Source organism: Stutzerimonas sp. NM35 (assembly GCF_054604355.1).
In genome coordinates this window covers 3,525,218-3,542,502 of the sequence record NZ_CM137728.1, presented here as the reverse complement: position 1 = coordinate 3,542,502, position 17,285 = coordinate 3,525,218, and the positions used below count along the sequence as shown (strand labels likewise).

Genomic DNA, 17,285 nt, shown 5'->3' with positions numbered 1-17,285 from the left:
CATGCGTCTGCGAGGTTGTATGCCGTGATCGACTCCGATGGTTTTCGCCCCAATGTCGGCATCATTCTGACCAATGATGTCGGGCAGGTGCTGTGGGCACGGCGGATCAATCAGGATGCCTGGCAATTTCCCCAGGGCGGCATCAATTCAGACGAGACGCCGGAAGAAGCGCTCTACCGCGAACTCAACGAAGAAGTCGGGCTGGAGCCGCAGGACGTGAAGATTTTGGCCTGTACGCGGGGCTGGTTGCGCTATCGTCTGCCGCAGCGCCTGGTGCGTACCCATAGCCAGCCGCTGTGCATCGGCCAGAAACAGAAGTGGTTTCTGCTGCGTCTGACTGGCGCCGACGAGCGAGTGCGCATGGATGTCACCGGCAAGCCCGAATTCGATGGCTGGCGCTGGGTCAGCTACTGGTATCCGCTGGGACAGGTCGTCACCTTCAAGCGCGAGGTCTATCGTCGCGCCCTAAAAGAACTTGCCCCGCGCCTGATGGCGCGGGACTGACGGGAGAAAGCCTCTGAGCATGCTCGGCACGCTGCGCAAGATTGTCCAGGAAGTAAACTCTGCCAAGGACCTCAAGGCAGCGTTGGGCATCATTGTGCTGAGGGTACGGGAGGCCATGGGCAGCCAGGTCTGCTCGGTCTATCTGCTCGATCCGGAATCGGATCGCTTCGTTCTGATGGCCACCGAAGGCCTGAACAAGAAAGCCATCGGCAAAGTCAGCATGGCCCCCAACGAGGGCCTGGTGGGCCTGGTGGGCTCGCGCGAAGAGCCGCTCAATCTCGAACACGCTTCCGAACACCCGCGCTACCGTTACTTCGCCGAAACCGGTGAAGAGCGTTATGCCTCCTTCCTAGGTGCGCCGATCATCCACCATCGACGGGTGATGGGTGTACTGGTCATCCAGCAGAAAGAGCGCCGCCAGTTCGACGAGGGCGAAGAAGCCTTCCTGGTCACCATGAGCGCGCAACTGGCCGGGGTCATCGCGCATGCCGAGGCGACCGGCTCGATCCGTGGCCTCGGGCGCCAGGGCAAGGGCATCCAGGAAACCCGCTTCATCGGCATTCCCGGCGCGCCCGGCGCGGCTGTCGGTACGGCGGTGGTGGTTCTGCCACCCGCAGATCTGGATGTGGTGCCTGACAAGCACATCGACGACATCCCCGCTGAGCTGACGCTGTTCGAGGTGGCGCTTGAGGCCGTTCGGGCGGACATGCGCTCGCTGTCGGAGAAGCTTGCTTCACAGATGCGCAAGGAAGAACTGGCGCTGTTCGACGTCTACCTGATGATGCTCGACGACTCCGCTCTTGGGGGTGAAGTGGCCGCGGTGATTCGCACCGGACAATGGGCGCAGGGGGCCTTGCGCCAGGTGGTCGGCGACCATATCGCACGCTTCGAGATGATGGACGATGATTATCTGCGCGAGCGGGCTTCGGACATCAAGGACATTGGCCGGCGCCTGCTCGGCTATCTGCAGAAAGCGCACAAGCAGGCGCTGACCTATCCCGAGAAGACCATTCTGGTCAGTGAAGAGCTGTCCCCGGCGATGCTCGGTGAGGTGCCGGAAGGCCGTCTGGCGGGCATGGTCTCGGTATTGGGTTCGAGCAACTCCCACGTCGCCATCCTTGCACGGGCCATGGGCATCCCGACCGTGATGGGGGCGGTGGACCTGCCGTATTCGAAGGTCGATGGCATCGAACTGATCGTCGATGGCACCCGTGGCGAAATCATTACCAACCCGGCCAAGGTGCTGCGCGAGCAATACCTGCAACTGGCCGAGCAGGAGCGCCAGCTGTCGGCCGGGCTGGATGTGCTGCGCGAATTGCCCTGCGAGACCATCGACGGCCATCGTATTCCGCTGTGGGTCAATACCGGACTGCTTGCCGATGTGGCGCGCGCCCAGGAGCGTGGCGCCGAGGGCGTGGGCCTGTACCGCACCGAAGTGCCCTTCATGATCAAGGAGCGTTTCCCCAGCGAGAAGGAGCAGATGGCGATCTATCGCGAACAGCTCCAGGCTTTCCATCCCTTGCCGGTGACCATGCGTACCCTGGATATCGGTGGCGACAAATCCCTGCCGTACTTTCCGATCAAGGAGGAAAACCCCTTCCTCGGCTGGCGTGGCATCCGGGTGACGCTCGACCATCCGGAAATCTTCCTGCTGCAGGTTCGCGCGATGCTCAAGGCCAGCGTCGGGCTGAACAATCTGCGCATCCTGTTGCCGATGATCTCCGGCACGCGCGAGCTGGAGGAATCACTGCACCTGATTCATCGCGCCTGGGGCGAAGTGCGCGATGAAGGCATGGATGTGCAGATGCCGCCGATCGGGGTCATGATCGAAGTGCCCGCGGCGGTCTACTTGACACGCGAACTGGCACGGCAGGTGGACTTCATCTCGGTCGGCTCCAATGACCTGACCCAGTATCTGTTGGCGGTGGACCGCAACAATCCACGGGTCGCCGACCTCTATGACTACTTGCATCCAGCCGTGCTCGAAGCGCTGCAGCGAATCGTCAAGGAAGCCCATGAAGAGGGCAGGCCGGTGAGCATCTGCGGCGAGATGGCCGGCGATCCTGCCGCCGCCGTGCTGCTGTTGGCGATGGGCTTCGACAGCCTGTCGATGAACGCCACCAACCTGCCCAGGGTGAAATGGCTGTTGCGCCAGATCAGCATGCAAACCGCGAAGGATCTGCTGACCAGGGTGATGAGCATCGACAGCCCCGAGGTCACCCATGCCACCGTGCAGCTGACGCTGCGCAATCTGGGACTGAACAAGCTGACCAACCCTTCTGCGGCGGTTTGAGTCGGCGCCCTTATAGCGGTTTCACGGCTCAGCTGCTCAGCTGCTCAGCTGCTCAGCTGCTCTCGGGGTGAACGAAATGGACTTCGCCCAGTCTGCCCTCAGGTCCGAAGCTGCGCTCACGTATCTCCAATGAACCATCGCTGCGGCGGATCAGCGCCGTGCTGGCGCGGGTGCCGTAGTTCGGGCTGGCGATGAATACGCTCGACAACAATGCTTCCAGCTCAGGGGTTACGCCGGTATTCGGCAACTGATGTGTGGCGGGCTTCCAGGTGTCGGCCAACAGCTGCAGCAGGGCTTCGCTGTCAGGGTGCTCCAGGTGGCTGGCTAGCGCATGTTTTGCCCGCACCAGTTTTGGCCAGGGCGTATCCAGCGAAGCGTTGGACAGCCCGTAAATGCCCGGTTCGAGCCGGCGCGGTGTGCCTTCGTCGGAGTTCAGATGCCAGAGCGTCTGGGTGTCGCCTGCCAGCAGGTTGAAGCCGGCATAGTCCGAGCGCTGTGCTTGCAGTTCCGACAGATAGGCCTCGGGTGACAGTTGGTTGCGCAGGTAGCGCTCCGGCAACTCGCCACGCGAGCGAGGGCCGGAAGTCTGTCGGGAACGGCGGATGTTGGTCAGGGCGGCGAAGCGTCCGTCCAGCGTTACGCCCATCCAGGTGCCGCCTGCTTCCAGATCGCGTCCGGCGATCAGTTCGGGCATCTCTGTCCAGGGCGCCAGCGGCAGGCTGGGGCGCTCATGGAATTCGTCACGGTTGGCCGCGACCACCAGCGGTACGGCCTGCGCAGGCTGCCAGGCGAAAACGATCAGGCACATGAGGAGCTCAGCTGGAAACTCGAAGCGACAAGCTTGAAGCCAAGCGACCCGGTTCGGCAACCTCGGTAGGTCGGGTCACGCTTCACCGACCCGACGTGCGAAGGTGAAGCCGGAGGAAAGGCCTGACGGGAACCTGGCCCAGTCTCGTCCAGCTTCCAGCCCGCTTTTCAGCTACCATGCCGCTTTGTTTTTTCTGGGTGACTCCGATGGAGTTCGTGCTTTATCTGTTTCTTGGCGCGCTGGCCGGTTTGACGGCCGGCCTGTTTGGCGTCGGCGGCGGGATGGTGATCGTGCCGGTGCTGGTGTTCAGCTTTACCCTGCAAGGCTTCGCGCCGGAAATTCTGACGCATCTGGCCGTTGGCACTTCTCTGGCGACCATCGTCTTTACCTCGATCAATTCGGTCCTGGCGCATCAGCGCAGGGGCGCGGTGCGCTGGCCGCTGGTGTACTGGATGACCCTCGGTATCATCCTTGGCGCCGTACTGGGCAGCCTGACCGCCCATATGATCCAAGGCCCGGTTCTGCAGAAGATCATCGGTGTGTTCGCGATCCTCATGGCCATCCAGATGGGCTTCGAGCTTATGCCCAAGGCCAGTGGTGACGTGCCGGGCAAGCCGGCGTTGTCCCTGGCCGGCGTGGTGATCGGCTGGGCATCGGCGATCTTCGGCATCGGTGGCGGCTCGCTGACGGTGCCCTTTCTCAGCTGGCGCAGCGTACCGATACAGCAGGCGGTCGCCACCTCTGCCGCCTGCGGCCTGCCGATTGCCATCGCCGGAACGCTGAGCTTCATGGTGGTCGGCTGGCACAATGAGCAACTGCCGCAGTGGAGCTTCGGTTTCGTCTACCTGCCGGCGATAGTCGGTATTGCCGTCACCAGCATGTATTTCGCCCGGCATGGCGCCAATCTGGCGCATCGCCTGTCGCCGAAAGTGCTCAGGCGGCTGTTTGCGCTGCTGCTGCTGAGCGTTGGTATCAATTTCCTGATTTGAAGTGAGGAGCGCTGGATGCTGCCCTATCCGCAGATAGACCCCGTGGCCGTTTCCCTGGGGCCGTTGCAGATTCACTGGTACGGCCTGATGTACCTGATCGGCATCGGCGGCGCCTGGTGGCTGGCGTCGCGCCGGATGCAGCGCTTCGCCCCGGAATGGAACAAGGACAAGCTCTCCGATCTGGTGTTCTGGGTGGCCATGGGGGTGATCGTCGGGGGTCGCCTGGGCTATGTGCTGTTCTACGACCTGGCCGCCTATCTCAACGACCCGAGCCTGATCCTGCAGGTATGGAAGGGTGGCATGTCCTTTCATGGTGGTCTGATCGGTGTGCTGCTGTGCACCTGGATCTTCGCCCGGCGCAACGGCAAGAGCTTCTTCGAGCTGATGGACTTCATCGCGCCCTTCGTGCCCATCGGCCTGGGCGCCGGGCGTATCGGCAACTTCATCAATGCCGAGCTGTGGGGCAAGGTCACCGACGTACCCTGGGCGATGGTCTTCCCCACCGACCCGCAGCAGCTGGCGCGGCATCCCTCGCAGCTCTACCAGTTCGCGCTGGAAGGCGTCGCGCTGTTCCTGATCCTCTGGTTCTATTCGCGCAAGCCAAGGCCGACCATGGCGGTGTCCGGGTTGTTCGCCGTGTGCTACGGGATTTTCCGCTTTATCGTCGAGTTCGTCCGCGTGCCGGATGCCCAGCTCGGCTATCTGGCTTTCGGCTGGCTGACCATGGGGCAGGTGCTGTGCATACCCATGATTCTGCTCGGTGCTGCATTCATGGTGTGGGGCTATAACAAGGGGGAGGCAAAGGCATGAAACAGTATCTCGACCTGATGCGCCATGTGCGCGAGAACGGCACCTTCAAGAGCGACCGCACCGGCACCGGCACCTACAGCGTGTTCGGCCATCAGATGCGCTTCGACCTGGCCGATGGCTTTCCGCTGGTAACCACCAAGAAGTGCCACCTCAAATCCATCATCCACGAGCTGCTGTGGTTCCTGCAGGGCGATACCAATGTGCGCTACCTGCAGGAAAACGGCGTGCGTATCTGGGACGAGTGGGCCGACGAAAATGGCGAGCTGGGGCCGGTCTACGGCTACCAGTGGCGCAACTGGCCGGCGCCCAATGGCGAGTCGGTGGACCAGATCGCCAAGCTGGTGGACATGATCAAAAGCAATCCGGACTCGCGCCGCCTGATCGTCTCGGCCTGGAACCCTGCGCTGGTCGACCAGATGGCCCTGCCGCCGTGCCACGCGCTGTTCCAGTTCTACGTCGCCGACGGCAGGCTCAGTTGCCAGCTCTACCAGCGCTCGGCGGACATCTTCCTCGGCGTGCCCTTCAATATCGCCAGCTATGCCTTGCTGACGCTGATGGTGGCGCAGGTCTGCGACCTCGAGCCCGGCGAGTTCATCTGGAGCGGCGGTGACTGCCATCTGTACGCCAACCACCTGGAGCAGGCCGATCTGCAATTGACCCGCGAGCCGCTGCCGTTGCCGACGATGAAGCTCAATCCGCAGGTGAAGGATCTGTTCGCCTTCCGCTTCGAGGATTTCGAGCTGGTCGATTATCAGGCGCATCCGCACATCAAGGCGCCAGTAGCGGTGTAGCTCCTGAACTTTGGTCGCAAAAGCTCGCTGGTTTAATCACGTTGTCATATTTGCCCTATAGACTCGACCGAATCGTTTTCAGGGAGCTATGGCATGCGCAGGGTCGTGTTCAATCAGAAGGGGGGTGTCGGCAAGTCCAGCATTGCCTGCAATCTGGCTGCTGTCAGCGCCTCACAGGGTTATCGCACGCTGCTGATCGATCTCGATGCCCAGGCCAACTCCAGCCATTACCTCACCGGGATGACCGGGGTTGATATCCCTACCGGCATCGCGGATTTCTTCAAGCAGGTGCTGGCAGGTGGCGCGGCGGGCAAGAAGGCGCGTCCGCCGATCATCGAAACGCGCTTCGACAACCTGCACCTGATTACCGCCACCGCCGAACTGGCGGATCTTCAGCCCAAGCTCGAAGCCAAGCACAAGATCAACAAGCTGCGAAAGTTCTTGGACGGCCTTGATGAGGACTATGAGCGCATCTATATCGATACGCCGCCAGTGCTCAACTTTTATACGGTTTCTGCGCTTATCGCGGCTGATCGGTGCCTGATTCCTTTTGATTGCGACAGCTTCTCCCGACAGGCCCTGTACGGTCTGCTCGAGGAGATCGAGGAGCTGCAGGAAGACCACAACGAGGCTTTGCAAGTCGAAGGCATCGTGGTCAACCAGTTGCAACCACGGGCAGCGCTGCCGCAGCAGATGATCGACGAAATGCTGGCCGAGGGGCTGCCGGTCCTGCCGGTGCATCTGATGAGTTCGGTGCGGATGCGCGAATCGCACCAGGCCTGCATGCCGTTGATCCATTTCGACCCACGCCACAAGCTGACCCGGCAGTTCGTCGAGCTGCATGAATACCTTGAGGGCGCGCCTGATTCGTAGCGCGCTTCAGCGTGCGATCAGTATGTCGCAGGGTGGCTGGTCGAGGTATTGCCGGGTCAGGCTGCCGAGCAGCGCGCTGCTCATCTCGCCACGGCTATGGCCGCCGAGGGCGAGCAGTTGCGGTTGCAGTTCGGCAATGGCCGAGTCCAGGCAGTTGCTGCGCTCACCCTGACGCAGGGTCGATTTGAGCAATGCGCCATTGTCGTCCAGCTCGTCACGCAGGTCCTCGATCAGTTGCTCGAACAACTCCTGCTGCAGCGCCAGCTCGTCTGCGTCCGGGCTGTGCACTTCAGCCACTTCGTGGATATTCAGCGCGGTCAGCTCGGCGGCGACCGGCAATAACTGCCAGGCCGTCTGCAGGGCGCGGCTGGCGCAACGCGAGTAGTCCAGTGCGGCCAGGGCGCGGGAGTAGGGCTGTGCCGGCGCGACGGCCAGCAGCAGGGGAATCGGGCAGGCCAGCAGGATGCGCTCCAGGGTGGTGCCGGCGAAACCCTGGGGCGACTGACGATGGTGCTGGCCGAGCACCAGCAGGTCCGCTTCCAGCCCGGTCGCCTGGGTGAGGACTTCCTCCACGGGGCGTCCGCGGCGGATCCAGGGTTGCAGCTCGCCGAACCCCGTCTCCTCCAGCCTTGTATGCAGATAGCTGCGGGCCTGTCGCTCATCGCCGTGCTCATCCAGCACGTGCAGCAGGCTCAGGCGTGCATTGCCTTGGCGTGCCAGTTGTGCTGCGCGGCGCAGCGCCAGGTCGGCTTCCGGACTGAGGTCGTGGGCGACGAGTATGTGCTGAACCATGCTGGCCTCGCGGGCTGAACGAAGGTGAGCAGTATGCCGCGCAGTCCTGTAGTTGTCCTGTGTGGCGGCGTCGTAGCGCCGTTGCCAGAGGCGCAAATGCACGGCGGCGGGCCGCCGAGCTTTTTTCGACCGGCGGCTGCCGCTATGCTGGCGTTCATTCAAGCAGGAGCGAGTGATGAGCAAGGTCAGTGTGCTGGTGGTGGATGACGCGCCTTTCATCCGTGATCTGGTCAAGAAAGGGCTGCGCGGTCATTTTCCGGGTATCCGCATCGAGGAAGCGGTGAACGGGCGCAAGGCCCAGCAGATGCTCGATCGTGAGCGTTTCGACCTGATTCTTTGCGATTGGGAAATGCCCGAGATGTCCGGACTGGAGTTGCTGGACTGGTGTCGCGGACAGGAACGGCTGAAGAGTGTGCCATTCATCATGGTCACCAGCCGTGGTGACAAGGAAAACGTGGTGCAGGCGATCCAGTCCGGGGTGTCCGATTTCATCGGCAAGCCCTTCACCAACGAGCAACTGACCGGCAAGGTGCGCAAGGCGCTGGGGCGGGCCGGCAAGCTCGATGCGCTGGCTGCCAGTGCGCCCGTACGCACTCTCTCCACGGGCCTTGCCAACGATTCGCTGGCTGCGCTGACCGGAGGCAAGGCCGAGGTGCTCAAGCCGGCGGCGCCCAGCATTCCAGACGCGCTGGAAAACCCGACGCCGACTGCTGCCGCGCCGCTCATCGCGCCACGCATGGAAAAGCCTGCCGCCGCCAGCGGGCGCGGGCAAGGACAGTTGCGCCTGGCTTCAGGCACGCTCACCTGTGTGATCAAGGCACTGAGCCTCAAGGAAGGATTGCTGGTGATCCGGCGTGGGGAAAAGCTGCCGCAGGTGCTGGAGGGCGCCGTGCTCGATCTGGAACAGGGCGAAGCCGGTGAAGTGGCTAGACTCAACGGCTATCTGCATGCGGTGGCCGCGTTCGAGCCGAAACCCGATAGCGAATGGCTGCAGCTGACCTTCCGTTTCGTCGATCGCGACCCGCAGAAACTCGACTATCTGTCACGCCTGATCGCCCGTGGTACGGCGCAGCGGCATTTCATACCCGGCGCCTGAGGCGGAGAAGGCCCCACAAGACGTGCCGTGTATTGCGCTCCGGGGTCGCGACCTTCCGTCGGATCCTGTCGATTGCCGCGCATCCCGGTGATGATCCGCTTCACACCCCGGCGGTTGGCGGCTCGCGCGAAGGCAGTTGCGCTGCTAGTCTGCGGCTTCTGCACACACCATGAAGTTGCCGTTATGTCGGGACGCATTTTCGCGCTGCTCGGATTGTCCTTGCTGGCCCTGCCGGTCTCGGCGTTGACGATCTACAAATACACCGATGCCAATGGCGTGGTCACCTACAGCGATCAGGCCGTACCGGGCGCAGCCGTGTTCACCTTCAATGACCGTATGGTCGAAAAGCTCGACAACCAGGTGAAACTGGAAACGCGCAAGCATGCCGCCGGCGAAACCCTGCTGGTGCGCAACGACCTCTATGCGCCGGTGGACATCGAGCTGAAGTTCGATGGCGTGCAGAATGCACTCGGAGTGCCGGACAAACCGATTCGCTGGGTACTGCCGCCACGCAGCCAGATTCGTCTGGCGACGCTCGCGCCGCGTGATCCGTCCCGCCCGCTGAAATACACGCCCAGGCTGCGCCACGCGCTGGGTGATCCGCGTCTGCTACCCAAACCCTACAAGTATCCGCTGCCCTGGCGCGGCGGGCCCTTCCGCCTGACCCAGGGCGCCAACGGCCAGTACAGCCATTTCACGCCCAAGGGCCGCTATGCGGTGGATATCGCCATGCCCGAGGGCACGCCCATCGTGGCGGCGCGTGGCGGCATGGTGGTACGGGTGGAGAACGAGCAGAGCGGGCGCGGCAACAATCCCGCAGGCAACTTCGTGCGCATCCTGCATGACGACGGCACCATGGGCGTCTATCTGCACCTGATGAAGGGCTCGGTGGCGGTGCGCGAAGGCCAGCGCGTCAGCGCCGGCAGCAGCCTCGCCCGCTCGGGCAACACCGGCAACAGCACCGGCCCGCATCTGCACTTCGTGGTTCAGCGCAACGTCGGCCTGACGGTCGAGTCGATTCCCTTCGAGTTCTCCCGACCGGTGGGCAGCCTGCCGAATTTCGCCGTGGGTGGGGAGTAGCAGCCTCAAGCTTCAAGCCATAAGCTGCAAGAAAGCCCGACAGCTGTAGGTCGGGTCACGCTTTACCGACCCGACGAGCGGAGTCACGGTGGATGTAAAAAGCGACATCCACCCTACGCTGGCTTGCAGCTTGCAGCTGCTTCACCCCTGCTTTAGCACCTTGGCCAGAATGATCTTCGGGCCGCGCATTTTCTTGATGACGATCCGCAGCCCTTCGACCTGCAGCTCTTCGTTTTCCTCGGGCACACGCTTGAGGGTTTCGTAGATCAGGCCGGCCAGGGTATCGGCTTCGATATGATCGAGATCGACGTGGAGCAGGCGCTCGACCTTGAACAGCGGGGTGTCGCCGCGTACCAGCAGCTTGCCCGGCTGGTAGGTGAGGATGCCGCGCTCGGTCTTGCGGTGTTCGTCCTGAATGTCGCCGACCAGCACCTCCAGTACGTCTTCCATGGTGAGGAAGCCCACCACCTTGTGATCGCCTTCCTCGACCAGCACGAAGTGCGCGCCACCCTGGCGAAATTGTTCCAGCAGGTCGCTCAGGGGCAGGTGGCGGGAAACGCGCTCCAGCGGGCGCAGCAGCTCGTCGAGGTGGAAGTTCTCGGCCAGCTTGTCGTCGCTGGCCAGCGCCAGCAGCAGGTCCTTGATGTGCAGCAGGCCGGTGTATTCGCCCCGTTCGCGGTCGTAGACCGGATAGCGGCTGTACTTGTGAAAGCGGATCACGTCGAGGATATGCGCCAGCGGCGCGTCATGCTCCAGCTGCAGCAGGTCCTCGCGGGAGTTGGCCCAGTCGGCCACTTCCAGCTCGCTCATCTCGACCGCCGAGGCGAGTACCTGGATCTGCGCGTTGGTCGGGTCCAGGGCGCGGTTGGAGTGCAGGATCAGTTTCAGTTCTTCGCGACTGTAATGGTGCTCGTAATTGCCATCGGGCTCGCCCTGGCCGGCGATGCGCAGGATGGCGTTGGCGCTGGCGTTGAGCAGGTAGATCGCCGGGTACATCAGCCAGTAGAACAGGTACAGCGGCACCGCCGTCCAGAGCGACAGCAGCTCGGGTTTGCGGATCGCCCACGACTTGGGCGCCAGCTCGCCGATCACGATATGCAGGTAGGAAATGATGAAGAAGGCGGTGAAGAAGGCGATGCCGTGGAGCAGGACCGGGGAGTCGATGCCGAGCATCGCCAGCAGCGGCTCCAGCAGGTGGGCGAAGGCCGGCTCGCCAACCCAGCCCAGACCCAGCGAAGCCAGGGTGATGCCCAGCTGGCAGGCGGACAGATAGGCGTCCAGCTGGTTGTGCACCTTGCGCAGGATATGCCCGCGCCAGCCGTGCTGGCTGGCAATGGCCTCGACCTTGGTCGCGCGCAGCTTGACCATGGCGAACTCTGCGGCAACGAAGAATCCGTTGAGCAGGACCAGGAACAGGGCAAAGAGAATCAGGCCGAAATCGGCGAAATAAGAGGGGTCGTTATACGCGGGGGAGGGGTCCATGAAGGTTTCGGGTAGCTGATGATCGCAGCACAATGGGGCTCGCTGGCCAACTTTTCAAGAGGCAGGTCGCACGAGGCGCCGGTGCTCTGCGGCTCACACCGTCCGCGCGTGCGGGAAGCTGCAGGTAAAGGTGCTGCCCTTGCCGGGCGTGCTGTCGATATCCAGGCGGCCCTGATGACGCAGCAGCACGTGCTTGACGATGGCCAGGCCGAGACCGGTGCCGCCGGTGCTGCTGGCGCGGCTGGAGTCGACCCGGTAGAAACGCTCGGTCAGGCGCGGCAGATGTTTGGGCTCGATGCCGATGCCCGAGTCCTCCACGGCCAGGTGCGCACCGTATTCGTCCTGCCACCAGCGCAGGTGAATCCGTCCGCCCGGGGGGCTGTATTTCACCGCATTGAACAGCAGGTTGGAGAAGGCGCTGCGCAATTCCGAGTCGCTGCCGCGCAGTGCCAGCGTGGCGTCCGCGTCGAGGCTGATGACGTGCTGCTGCTCGGCTGACAGGGCCAAGGCATCGTTGCGGATCGACTCCAGCAGAGCCGCCACATTGACGGGCCTGGCGCTTGCGGGAGGGTCGGTGGCTTCCAGTTTGGCCAGCAGCAGCAGGTCGTTGAGCAAGTGCTGCATGCGATCGGCCTGCTGATTCATCTGCCGCAGCGCACGTGTCCAGCGCGGGCTGTTTTCTTCGCTGTGCTCGAGCATGGTTTCCAGATAGCCGGCGATCACCGTCAGCGGGGTGCGCAGTTCGTGGGACACATTGGCGACGAAATCCTTGCGCATCTGTTCCAGCTGGTGCAAGCGGGTGATATCACGTCCTACCATCAGGTATTCGCTGTTGCCATAGCGGGTAATGGTGATCTGCAGCCAGAGGCGGTCATTGACCGGCGAGGAAAGCTCCAGTGGTTCCTCATGGCGACCGCTGTCGAAATATTCCTTGAAGCTGGGGTGGCGAACCAGGTTGGTCACCGGATGGCCGCTGTCCTGCGGTTTTTTCAGGCCCAGCAGGCGCTCGGCGGCCGGATTCCACCACTCCAGATTGGCGTCGCTGTCGAGCATGATCACCGCGTCTTTCAGGGCGGTGGTAGAGCCTTGCACGCGGTCGATCACCGACTGCAGCTGTCCGCGCAGCTGCAGGTCGCGGCGTTGCAACTTGTACAGGTTGTCGAAGATATCGCCCCAGATTCCGTGGCTGTCCGGTGGCGGTTTGTCCGGCTGCTCGCGCTTGAGCCACTGTTGCAGGCGGCGCATCTGCTGCAACGTCCAGGCGAGGTAGCCACCCAGGCCCAGCACCAGCGCCCAGGCGTACTCGCCCGTGATCAGCCCGATCAGCAGGCAGCCGGCCAACAGCAGAAGCAGGCGGCGCACCAGGGCGCCTTGCCAGTCTTGGTTCACTGCTCACACTCCTTGGCCGCCCGGATATCGGACTGTTGAATGCTGTCTGCGTATTGTGGCCGCCTGATCGGGATCATCTTCAATGCTCTTGAAAACCCAGGCGGTTGCGGTGTCTTCAGCTCTTGGTCGAAAAACGATAGCCGGTGCCGCGTACGGTCTGCACCAGATTCTCGTAGGTTTCGCCCAGAGCCTTGCGTAGCCGGCGAATATGCACGTCCACGGTGCGCTCCTCGACGTACACATTGCCGCCCCAGACCTGGTCGAGCAACTGGCCGCGCGTATAGGCGCGTTCCTGATGCGTCATGAAGAACTGCAGCAGTCGGTACTCGGTCGGCCCCATTTCCGCCGGAATGCCGTCGATGGTGACGCGATGGCTGACGGGGTCGAGCAGCAGGCCACCGATCTCGATGGGTGTCTCGTTGTCGTTGGGCGCGGCACGGCGCAGCACCGCTTTCAGGCGTGCCACCAGTTCGCGTGGGGAGAAGGGCTTGGTGATGTAATCGTCGGCGCCGACTTCCAGGCCCTGGATCTTGTTGTCTTCGGCGTCTTTGGCGGTGAGCATGATGATCGGTGTGTTGGCCGTCAGGTCCTCGCGCTTGAGGCGGCGCGCCAGCTCGATACCCGAAGTGCCGGGCAGCATCCAGTCGAGCAGAATCAGATCCGGCTGGCGATCAACGACCAGCGCGTGGGCATGCTGCGCATTGTCTGCCTCGAGGCATTCGTAGCCGGCCATTTCCAGGGCCACCATGATCATCTCGCGAATCGGTGCTTCGTCATCGACGATCAGTATGCATTTGCCATTCATGTCCGCTCTCGGTCCGCTTTTGTCGTTCGGCATTAGATAACGGAAATATTGCAGGGATGTTACAGGGATGGAGGCAGGGATAGTCGACAAGCGCCATGGCGAGCGGATGAACGAGAAAACAGGGCGAAATGAACTTGATCTCTGCCAGGAGCGCCCTCGGGCTCATGAGCCAAATGGATTCGCTGACGCCTTATACTTCTAAAAAATACCGGAATGCCATGCCCATCGAGTCTTTCTACATCATTGCCCTCGCTGTCGCCGCAGGCGCCCTCATCCAAGGGGCAACGGGCATGGGCTTCGCCCTCATCGTGGCACCCGTAATGGGCTTGCTGGAGCCGAAGCTGCTGCCCATCTGCCTGCTGGTACTGATGCTGCCGCTGAATACCGTTATCGCCTGGCGAGAGCGTGAGGCGATCGATCTTCGGGGCACCTCCTGGATCACGCTGGGGCGGCTCTTCGGCACTTTCGGCGGGGTCTGGGTGTTGTTCTGGCTGCCTCTGTCCCAGCTCAACCTGCTCATCGGGGTGTCCACTATCGCCGCCTGCCTGGCCACCTGGCTGGCGCCGAGCTTCGTGCCGGGGCGCAGGGCGTTCGTCTCCACGGGCATCATCACCGGCATCACCGAAACCGCTACCGGTATCGGCGGTCCGCCTCTGGCTCTGGTCTACCAGCACTCGCCCGTGGCTACCCTGCGTGGCTCGGTAGCGCTGTGCTTTCTCATCGGCGAGGTCATTTCCCTAGTTGTGCTCGCTGCCGGAGGTCATCTGCAAGCGGAACAGCTATCGCCTCTGTTGGGGCTGTGTGTACCGCTGGCCGTGGGTCTGCTGGCCAGCCATTGGGCTCGAAGCGTTCTTGATGAGCACCGCTTGCGCCGCTTCGTCCTGCTGTTCGCCTTCGTTTCGGGAGCATTGCTGCTGGTGCAATAACCCGAGTCACCGTCTCCTTCAGCCCGCCGTTACGGCGTAATCCAGCATGATCCCCAGCAAGATCGCCAATCCGGCCCAGTGATTGTGCAGAAAGGCCTTGAAACAGATGAGCGGATCGCGTGAGCGGGTCGTCCAGAATTCCCAGGCGAAGCAGGCAGCGGCGATGAACAGGCCGAGGTGGAACCACTGGCCCAGCCCGAAGCGCACGCCTGCCAGGATCAGGCAGAACAGCGCCAGCCCCTGCAAGGTGAGGATGATGATACGGTCGGCCTCGCCGAACAGGACGGCGGTGGACTTGATGCCGATCTTCAGGTCGTCCTCACGGTCGGCCATGGCGTAATAGGTGTCGTAGCCGACGGTCCAGACCATGTTGGCGATGAACAGCAGCCAGGCTTCCGCCGGCAGGCTGCCGGTCTCGGCGGTGAAGGCCATCGGGATGCCCCAGGAAAAGGCCGCGCCCAGCACCACCTGCGGGTAATAGGTGTAGCGCTTCATGAAGGGGTAGAGCGCCGCGACGCCCAGTGCGCCGAAGGACAGCCAGATGGTCGCCGCGTTGGTCAGCAGCACCAAGCCGAAGCTCAGCGCCACCAGCACCGCGAAGAGAATCCAGGCTTCCTTGGTGGTGACCTTGCCGGTGGCCAGCGGGCGGTTCCTGGTGCGGCTGACGTGGCCGTCGAAGTTGCGGTCGGCGAAATCGTTGATCACGCAGCCGGCGGCGCGCATCAGGATCACACCGAGGGTGAAGATGACCAGGTTCTTGATGCTGGGTGAGCCTGCGCCGGCGATCCACAGGGCGCCGAGCGTCGGCCACAGCAGCAGGTAGGTGCCGATGGGGCGGTCCAGACGCATCAGCTGGATGAAGTCGAAGGCGCGCGGATGCAGGCGATTGCTGGATTGCAGAAGCTTCAGATACATCGATGGGCCTCCTGGTGAAATGGACTGCTCAGAACCTATTCAAAGTCTCGCGAGCTAGAGCAATGCAAGGCAAAAACAGGCGAGGACACGGAGTTTACAGTTGTAAATGAGTAGTCCGAGCCTGTTTTTAACGCAGCAGTGCCGACGCGCAGCAGGCTTTGAGCAGGTTCTCAGCGGTCGCGTTGCGCCGCGTGCCATAGGGCGGGCAGAAATACCTCGGCGACCAGCACGCCCAGTGTGCCCCGGCTGAAGCAGGAGCGCCTGGCCCAGAGCTGCGTCTGGCGCATGTCCTCGGGCAGCCAGGCGTCGGGATAGCGCATGGCTTCGAGCGGGCCGCGGGCAAAGGCCTGGTCGCTGAACAGCAGCTCGCCCAGCGAGCGGCTGCCCAGGCGTTGCAGGTCGAAGCCTGAATCTTCCAGTGCGCTGCGCGCCGCCACACTGCGGGCGAACACCCAGGGTTCGCCATGTCCGCGCAGATACACTTCACGCACCCAGCCCTGGCTGCCCTGCGCCACGCCAAGCGCTGCGCATTCGTCGTCACGCAGTCGCTGCCAGCCTTCGCGCAGCGGCGTCACGCTGAACGCACCGTCGGCGAGGCGGGTGAGGCGACGGGTCAGCGAGCCCTTGTCGACATAGAGCCAGTCATGCTGCAGCGGATCGAGCGGCGCGGGCAGTTGGTCGGCGCTCAGCCAATGGTGAAATTCGGACACAGGCGATAGAGGGTGTGGTTCAGGAAAGGCGGGGAGTCTAGCAAGAAAGCCGATAAGAGCGCTTGAAGCGGGAGACCGGACGAACAAGCAGCGGTCCTCGTAGGGTGGATCACGCTTCATCGATCCACCGTGAGGGCGTTACGGTGGATGTAAAAAGCGACATCCACCCTACGTCCACCCCTCCAGTCGCATCGTTGCACGCACCAACCGTTGTTCTTCCTGCTCGATTTCCCTGAGGTTGTCGCGGATGCCGTGGATATGGTCGCGGGCGGCGCGCTGGGCCTGGTCGGGCAGGCGCTCGGTGACCGCATGGAACAGCCGCGAGTGCTGGCGGTCGATCTGACGCTTCTGCACCGGGCGGTGATAGAGGTTGTTCACCGAGGCGAACACCGTGGAGAGCATCAGGTCGGTCAGCGATTGCAGCGTGTGCACCAGCACCGGGTTGTGCGAGGCTTCGCACACGGCAAGATGGAACGCATGGTCGAGGCGTGCATGTTCGCGCGGGTCGGCGCCCTCGTCGCTGTGTGCGGCGAGCATTTCCTCGTAGCGTCGACGCAGCAGGATGAAGTCCGCTTCGGTGCCGCGCAGCGCCGCCAGGCGTGCCGACTCGCCTTCCAGCAGGGCGCGGACTTCGAGCAGATCATAGAGGGTGCGTGGCTGCGAACTGAACAGGTGCATCAGCGGCGAGGCATCATGCCTGCCGGACAGCTGGGCGACGAAGGAGCCACGACCCTGCGACGTTTCGATGATGCCGCGTCCACGCAGCACGCGCAGGCCTTCACGCATGGCCGAACGGGAAATGCCGAGCTTTTCGCACAGGCGGCGCTCCGACGGCAGGGCCTGGCCGACCTTGAGCACGCCATCGATGATCAGGCGCTCGATACGTTCGGCTACCACATCCGCTACCTGACGTTTTTCGGGAACAATCTGGTTGAACATGAGCTTTCCATGGTGGTAGGACCAGCTTCGACTCAGTGTATCCTTTCCCAGGAAAAAATACTCAAAGGCCCGGAAAGCTGATG

17 protein-coding genes are annotated in these 17,285 nt (G+C 62.8%); 9 read left to right on the top strand and 8 right to left on the bottom strand.

Annotated elements, in window-relative coordinates:
- The first annotated feature begins 24 nt into the window (after positions 1 to 24).
- Together ACYCFC_RS16310 and ptsP are read left to right on the top strand one after the other, a co-directional pair.
- Positions 25 to 504, top strand: a complete 480-nt coding sequence (locus tag ACYCFC_RS16310; RefSeq protein WP_181085622.1) for an RNA pyrophosphohydrolase — start codon at positions 25 to 27, stop codon at positions 502 to 504.
- 19 nt (positions 505 to 523) lie between these two features.
- A complete protein-coding gene (ptsP, locus tag ACYCFC_RS16305; protein WP_181085620.1) occupies positions 524 to 2,797 on the top strand; it encodes a phosphoenolpyruvate--protein phosphotransferase in 2,274 nt (757 codons plus the stop codon).
- Positions 2,798 to 2,849: 52 nt separating this feature from the next.
- Here the strand turns inward: ptsP and ACYCFC_RS16300 are convergent, their stop codons facing one another.
- A complete protein-coding gene (locus ACYCFC_RS16300; RefSeq protein WP_459652237.1) occupies positions 2,850 to 3,605 on the bottom strand; it encodes an NRDE family protein in 756 nt (251 codons plus the stop codon).
- Positions 3,606 to 3,811: 206 nt separating this feature from the next.
- Between ACYCFC_RS16300 and ACYCFC_RS16295 the strand changes: the two genes are divergently transcribed.
- The 4 genes from ACYCFC_RS16295 to ACYCFC_RS16280 all read left to right on the top strand — a co-directional run bounded on the left by ACYCFC_RS16295 (position 3,812) and on the right by ACYCFC_RS16280 (position 7,068).
- Positions 3,812 to 4,594 carry a sulfite exporter TauE/SafE family protein gene (locus tag ACYCFC_RS16295; protein WP_181085609.1) on the top strand — a complete coding sequence of 261 codons (783 nt, stop codon included), beginning with the start codon at positions 3,812 to 3,814 and terminating at the stop codon, positions 4,592 to 4,594.
- Positions 4,595 to 4,609: 15 nt separating this feature from the next.
- Positions 4,610 to 5,404 carry a prolipoprotein diacylglyceryl transferase gene (gene lgt, locus ACYCFC_RS16290; protein WP_459652236.1) on the top strand — a complete coding sequence of 265 codons (795 nt, stop codon included), beginning with the start codon at positions 4,610 to 4,612 and terminating at the stop codon, positions 5,402 to 5,404.
- The gene (locus ACYCFC_RS16285; RefSeq protein ID WP_459652235.1) at positions 5,401 to 6,195 is read left to right on the top strand and encodes a thymidylate synthase; all 795 of its coding nucleotides are present in this window, start codon (positions 5,401 to 5,403) and stop codon (positions 6,193 to 6,195) included. Before lgt ends, ACYCFC_RS16285 begins: the two co-directional genes overlap by 4 nt.
- A gap of 93 nt (positions 6,196 to 6,288) precedes the next feature.
- Positions 6,289 to 7,068, top strand: coding sequence for a ParA family protein (locus ACYCFC_RS16280; protein ID WP_181084759.1), 780 nt, complete (start codon positions 6,289 to 6,291; stop codon positions 7,066 to 7,068).
- A 6-nt stretch (positions 7,069 to 7,074) separates the two neighbouring features.
- Here ACYCFC_RS16280 and ACYCFC_RS16275 read toward each other — a convergent pair whose 3' ends face one another.
- The gene (locus tag ACYCFC_RS16275; RefSeq protein ID WP_459652234.1) at positions 7,075 to 7,860 is read right to left on the bottom strand and encodes a universal stress protein; all 786 of its coding nucleotides are present in this window, start codon (positions 7,858 to 7,860) and stop codon (positions 7,075 to 7,077) included.
- A gap of 175 nt (positions 7,861 to 8,035) precedes the next feature.
- Here ACYCFC_RS16275 and ACYCFC_RS16270 point away from each other — a divergent pair, with 175 nt between their 5' ends.
- A complete protein-coding gene (locus ACYCFC_RS16270) occupies positions 8,036 to 8,956 on the top strand; it encodes a response regulator (RefSeq protein WP_459652233.1) in 921 nt (306 codons plus the stop codon).
- A gap of 183 nt (positions 8,957 to 9,139) precedes the next feature.
- Positions 9,140 to 10,036 carry a peptidoglycan DD-metalloendopeptidase family protein gene (locus ACYCFC_RS16265; protein ID WP_459652232.1) on the top strand — a complete coding sequence of 299 codons (897 nt, stop codon included), beginning with the start codon at positions 9,140 to 9,142 and terminating at the stop codon, positions 10,034 to 10,036.
- A 141-nt stretch (positions 10,037 to 10,177) separates the two neighbouring features.
- On the opposite strand, the gene ACYCFC_RS16260 is transcribed toward ACYCFC_RS16265, so the two are convergent.
- From ACYCFC_RS16260 to phoB, 3 genes are all read right to left on the bottom strand, one after another.
- The gene (locus ACYCFC_RS16260) at positions 10,178 to 11,518 is read right to left on the bottom strand and encodes a hemolysin family protein (protein WP_459652231.1); all 1,341 of its coding nucleotides are present in this window, start codon (positions 11,516 to 11,518) and stop codon (positions 10,178 to 10,180) included.
- 93 nt (positions 11,519 to 11,611) lie between these two features.
- Entirely contained in the window at positions 11,612 to 12,907 is a 1,296-nt protein-coding gene (gene phoR / locus ACYCFC_RS16255; RefSeq protein WP_459652230.1) for a phosphate regulon sensor histidine kinase PhoR, read from the bottom strand.
- A 115-nt stretch (positions 12,908 to 13,022) separates the two neighbouring features.
- Positions 13,023 to 13,712, bottom strand: a complete 690-nt coding sequence (phoB, locus tag ACYCFC_RS16250; protein ID WP_181084747.1) for a phosphate regulon transcriptional regulator PhoB — start codon at positions 13,710 to 13,712, stop codon at positions 13,023 to 13,025.
- 218 nt (positions 13,713 to 13,930) lie between these two features.
- On the opposite strand from phoB, the gene ACYCFC_RS16245 reads away from it, so the two are divergent.
- Positions 13,931 to 14,638, top strand: a complete 708-nt coding sequence (locus ACYCFC_RS16245; RefSeq protein WP_459652229.1) for a sulfite exporter TauE/SafE family protein — start codon at positions 13,931 to 13,933, stop codon at positions 14,636 to 14,638.
- Between the two features lie 18 nt (positions 14,639 to 14,656).
- On the opposite strand, the gene ubiA is transcribed toward ACYCFC_RS16245, so the two are convergent.
- The 3 genes from ubiA to glcC form a co-directional block, all read right to left on the bottom strand.
- Positions 14,657 to 15,553 carry a 4-hydroxybenzoate octaprenyltransferase gene (gene ubiA, locus ACYCFC_RS16240; protein ID WP_459652228.1) on the bottom strand — a complete coding sequence of 299 codons (897 nt, stop codon included), beginning with the start codon at positions 15,551 to 15,553 and terminating at the stop codon, positions 14,657 to 14,659.
- 170 nt (positions 15,554 to 15,723) lie between these two features.
- Positions 15,724 to 16,263, bottom strand: coding sequence for a chorismate--pyruvate lyase family protein (locus ACYCFC_RS16235; RefSeq protein WP_459652227.1), 540 nt, complete (start codon positions 16,261 to 16,263; stop codon positions 15,724 to 15,726).
- A gap of 168 nt (positions 16,264 to 16,431) precedes the next feature.
- The gene (gene glcC, locus ACYCFC_RS16230) at positions 16,432 to 17,202 is read right to left on the bottom strand and encodes a transcriptional regulator GlcC (protein WP_459652226.1); all 771 of its coding nucleotides are present in this window, start codon (positions 17,200 to 17,202) and stop codon (positions 16,432 to 16,434) included.
- Positions 17,203 to 17,285 lie beyond the last annotated feature (83 nt).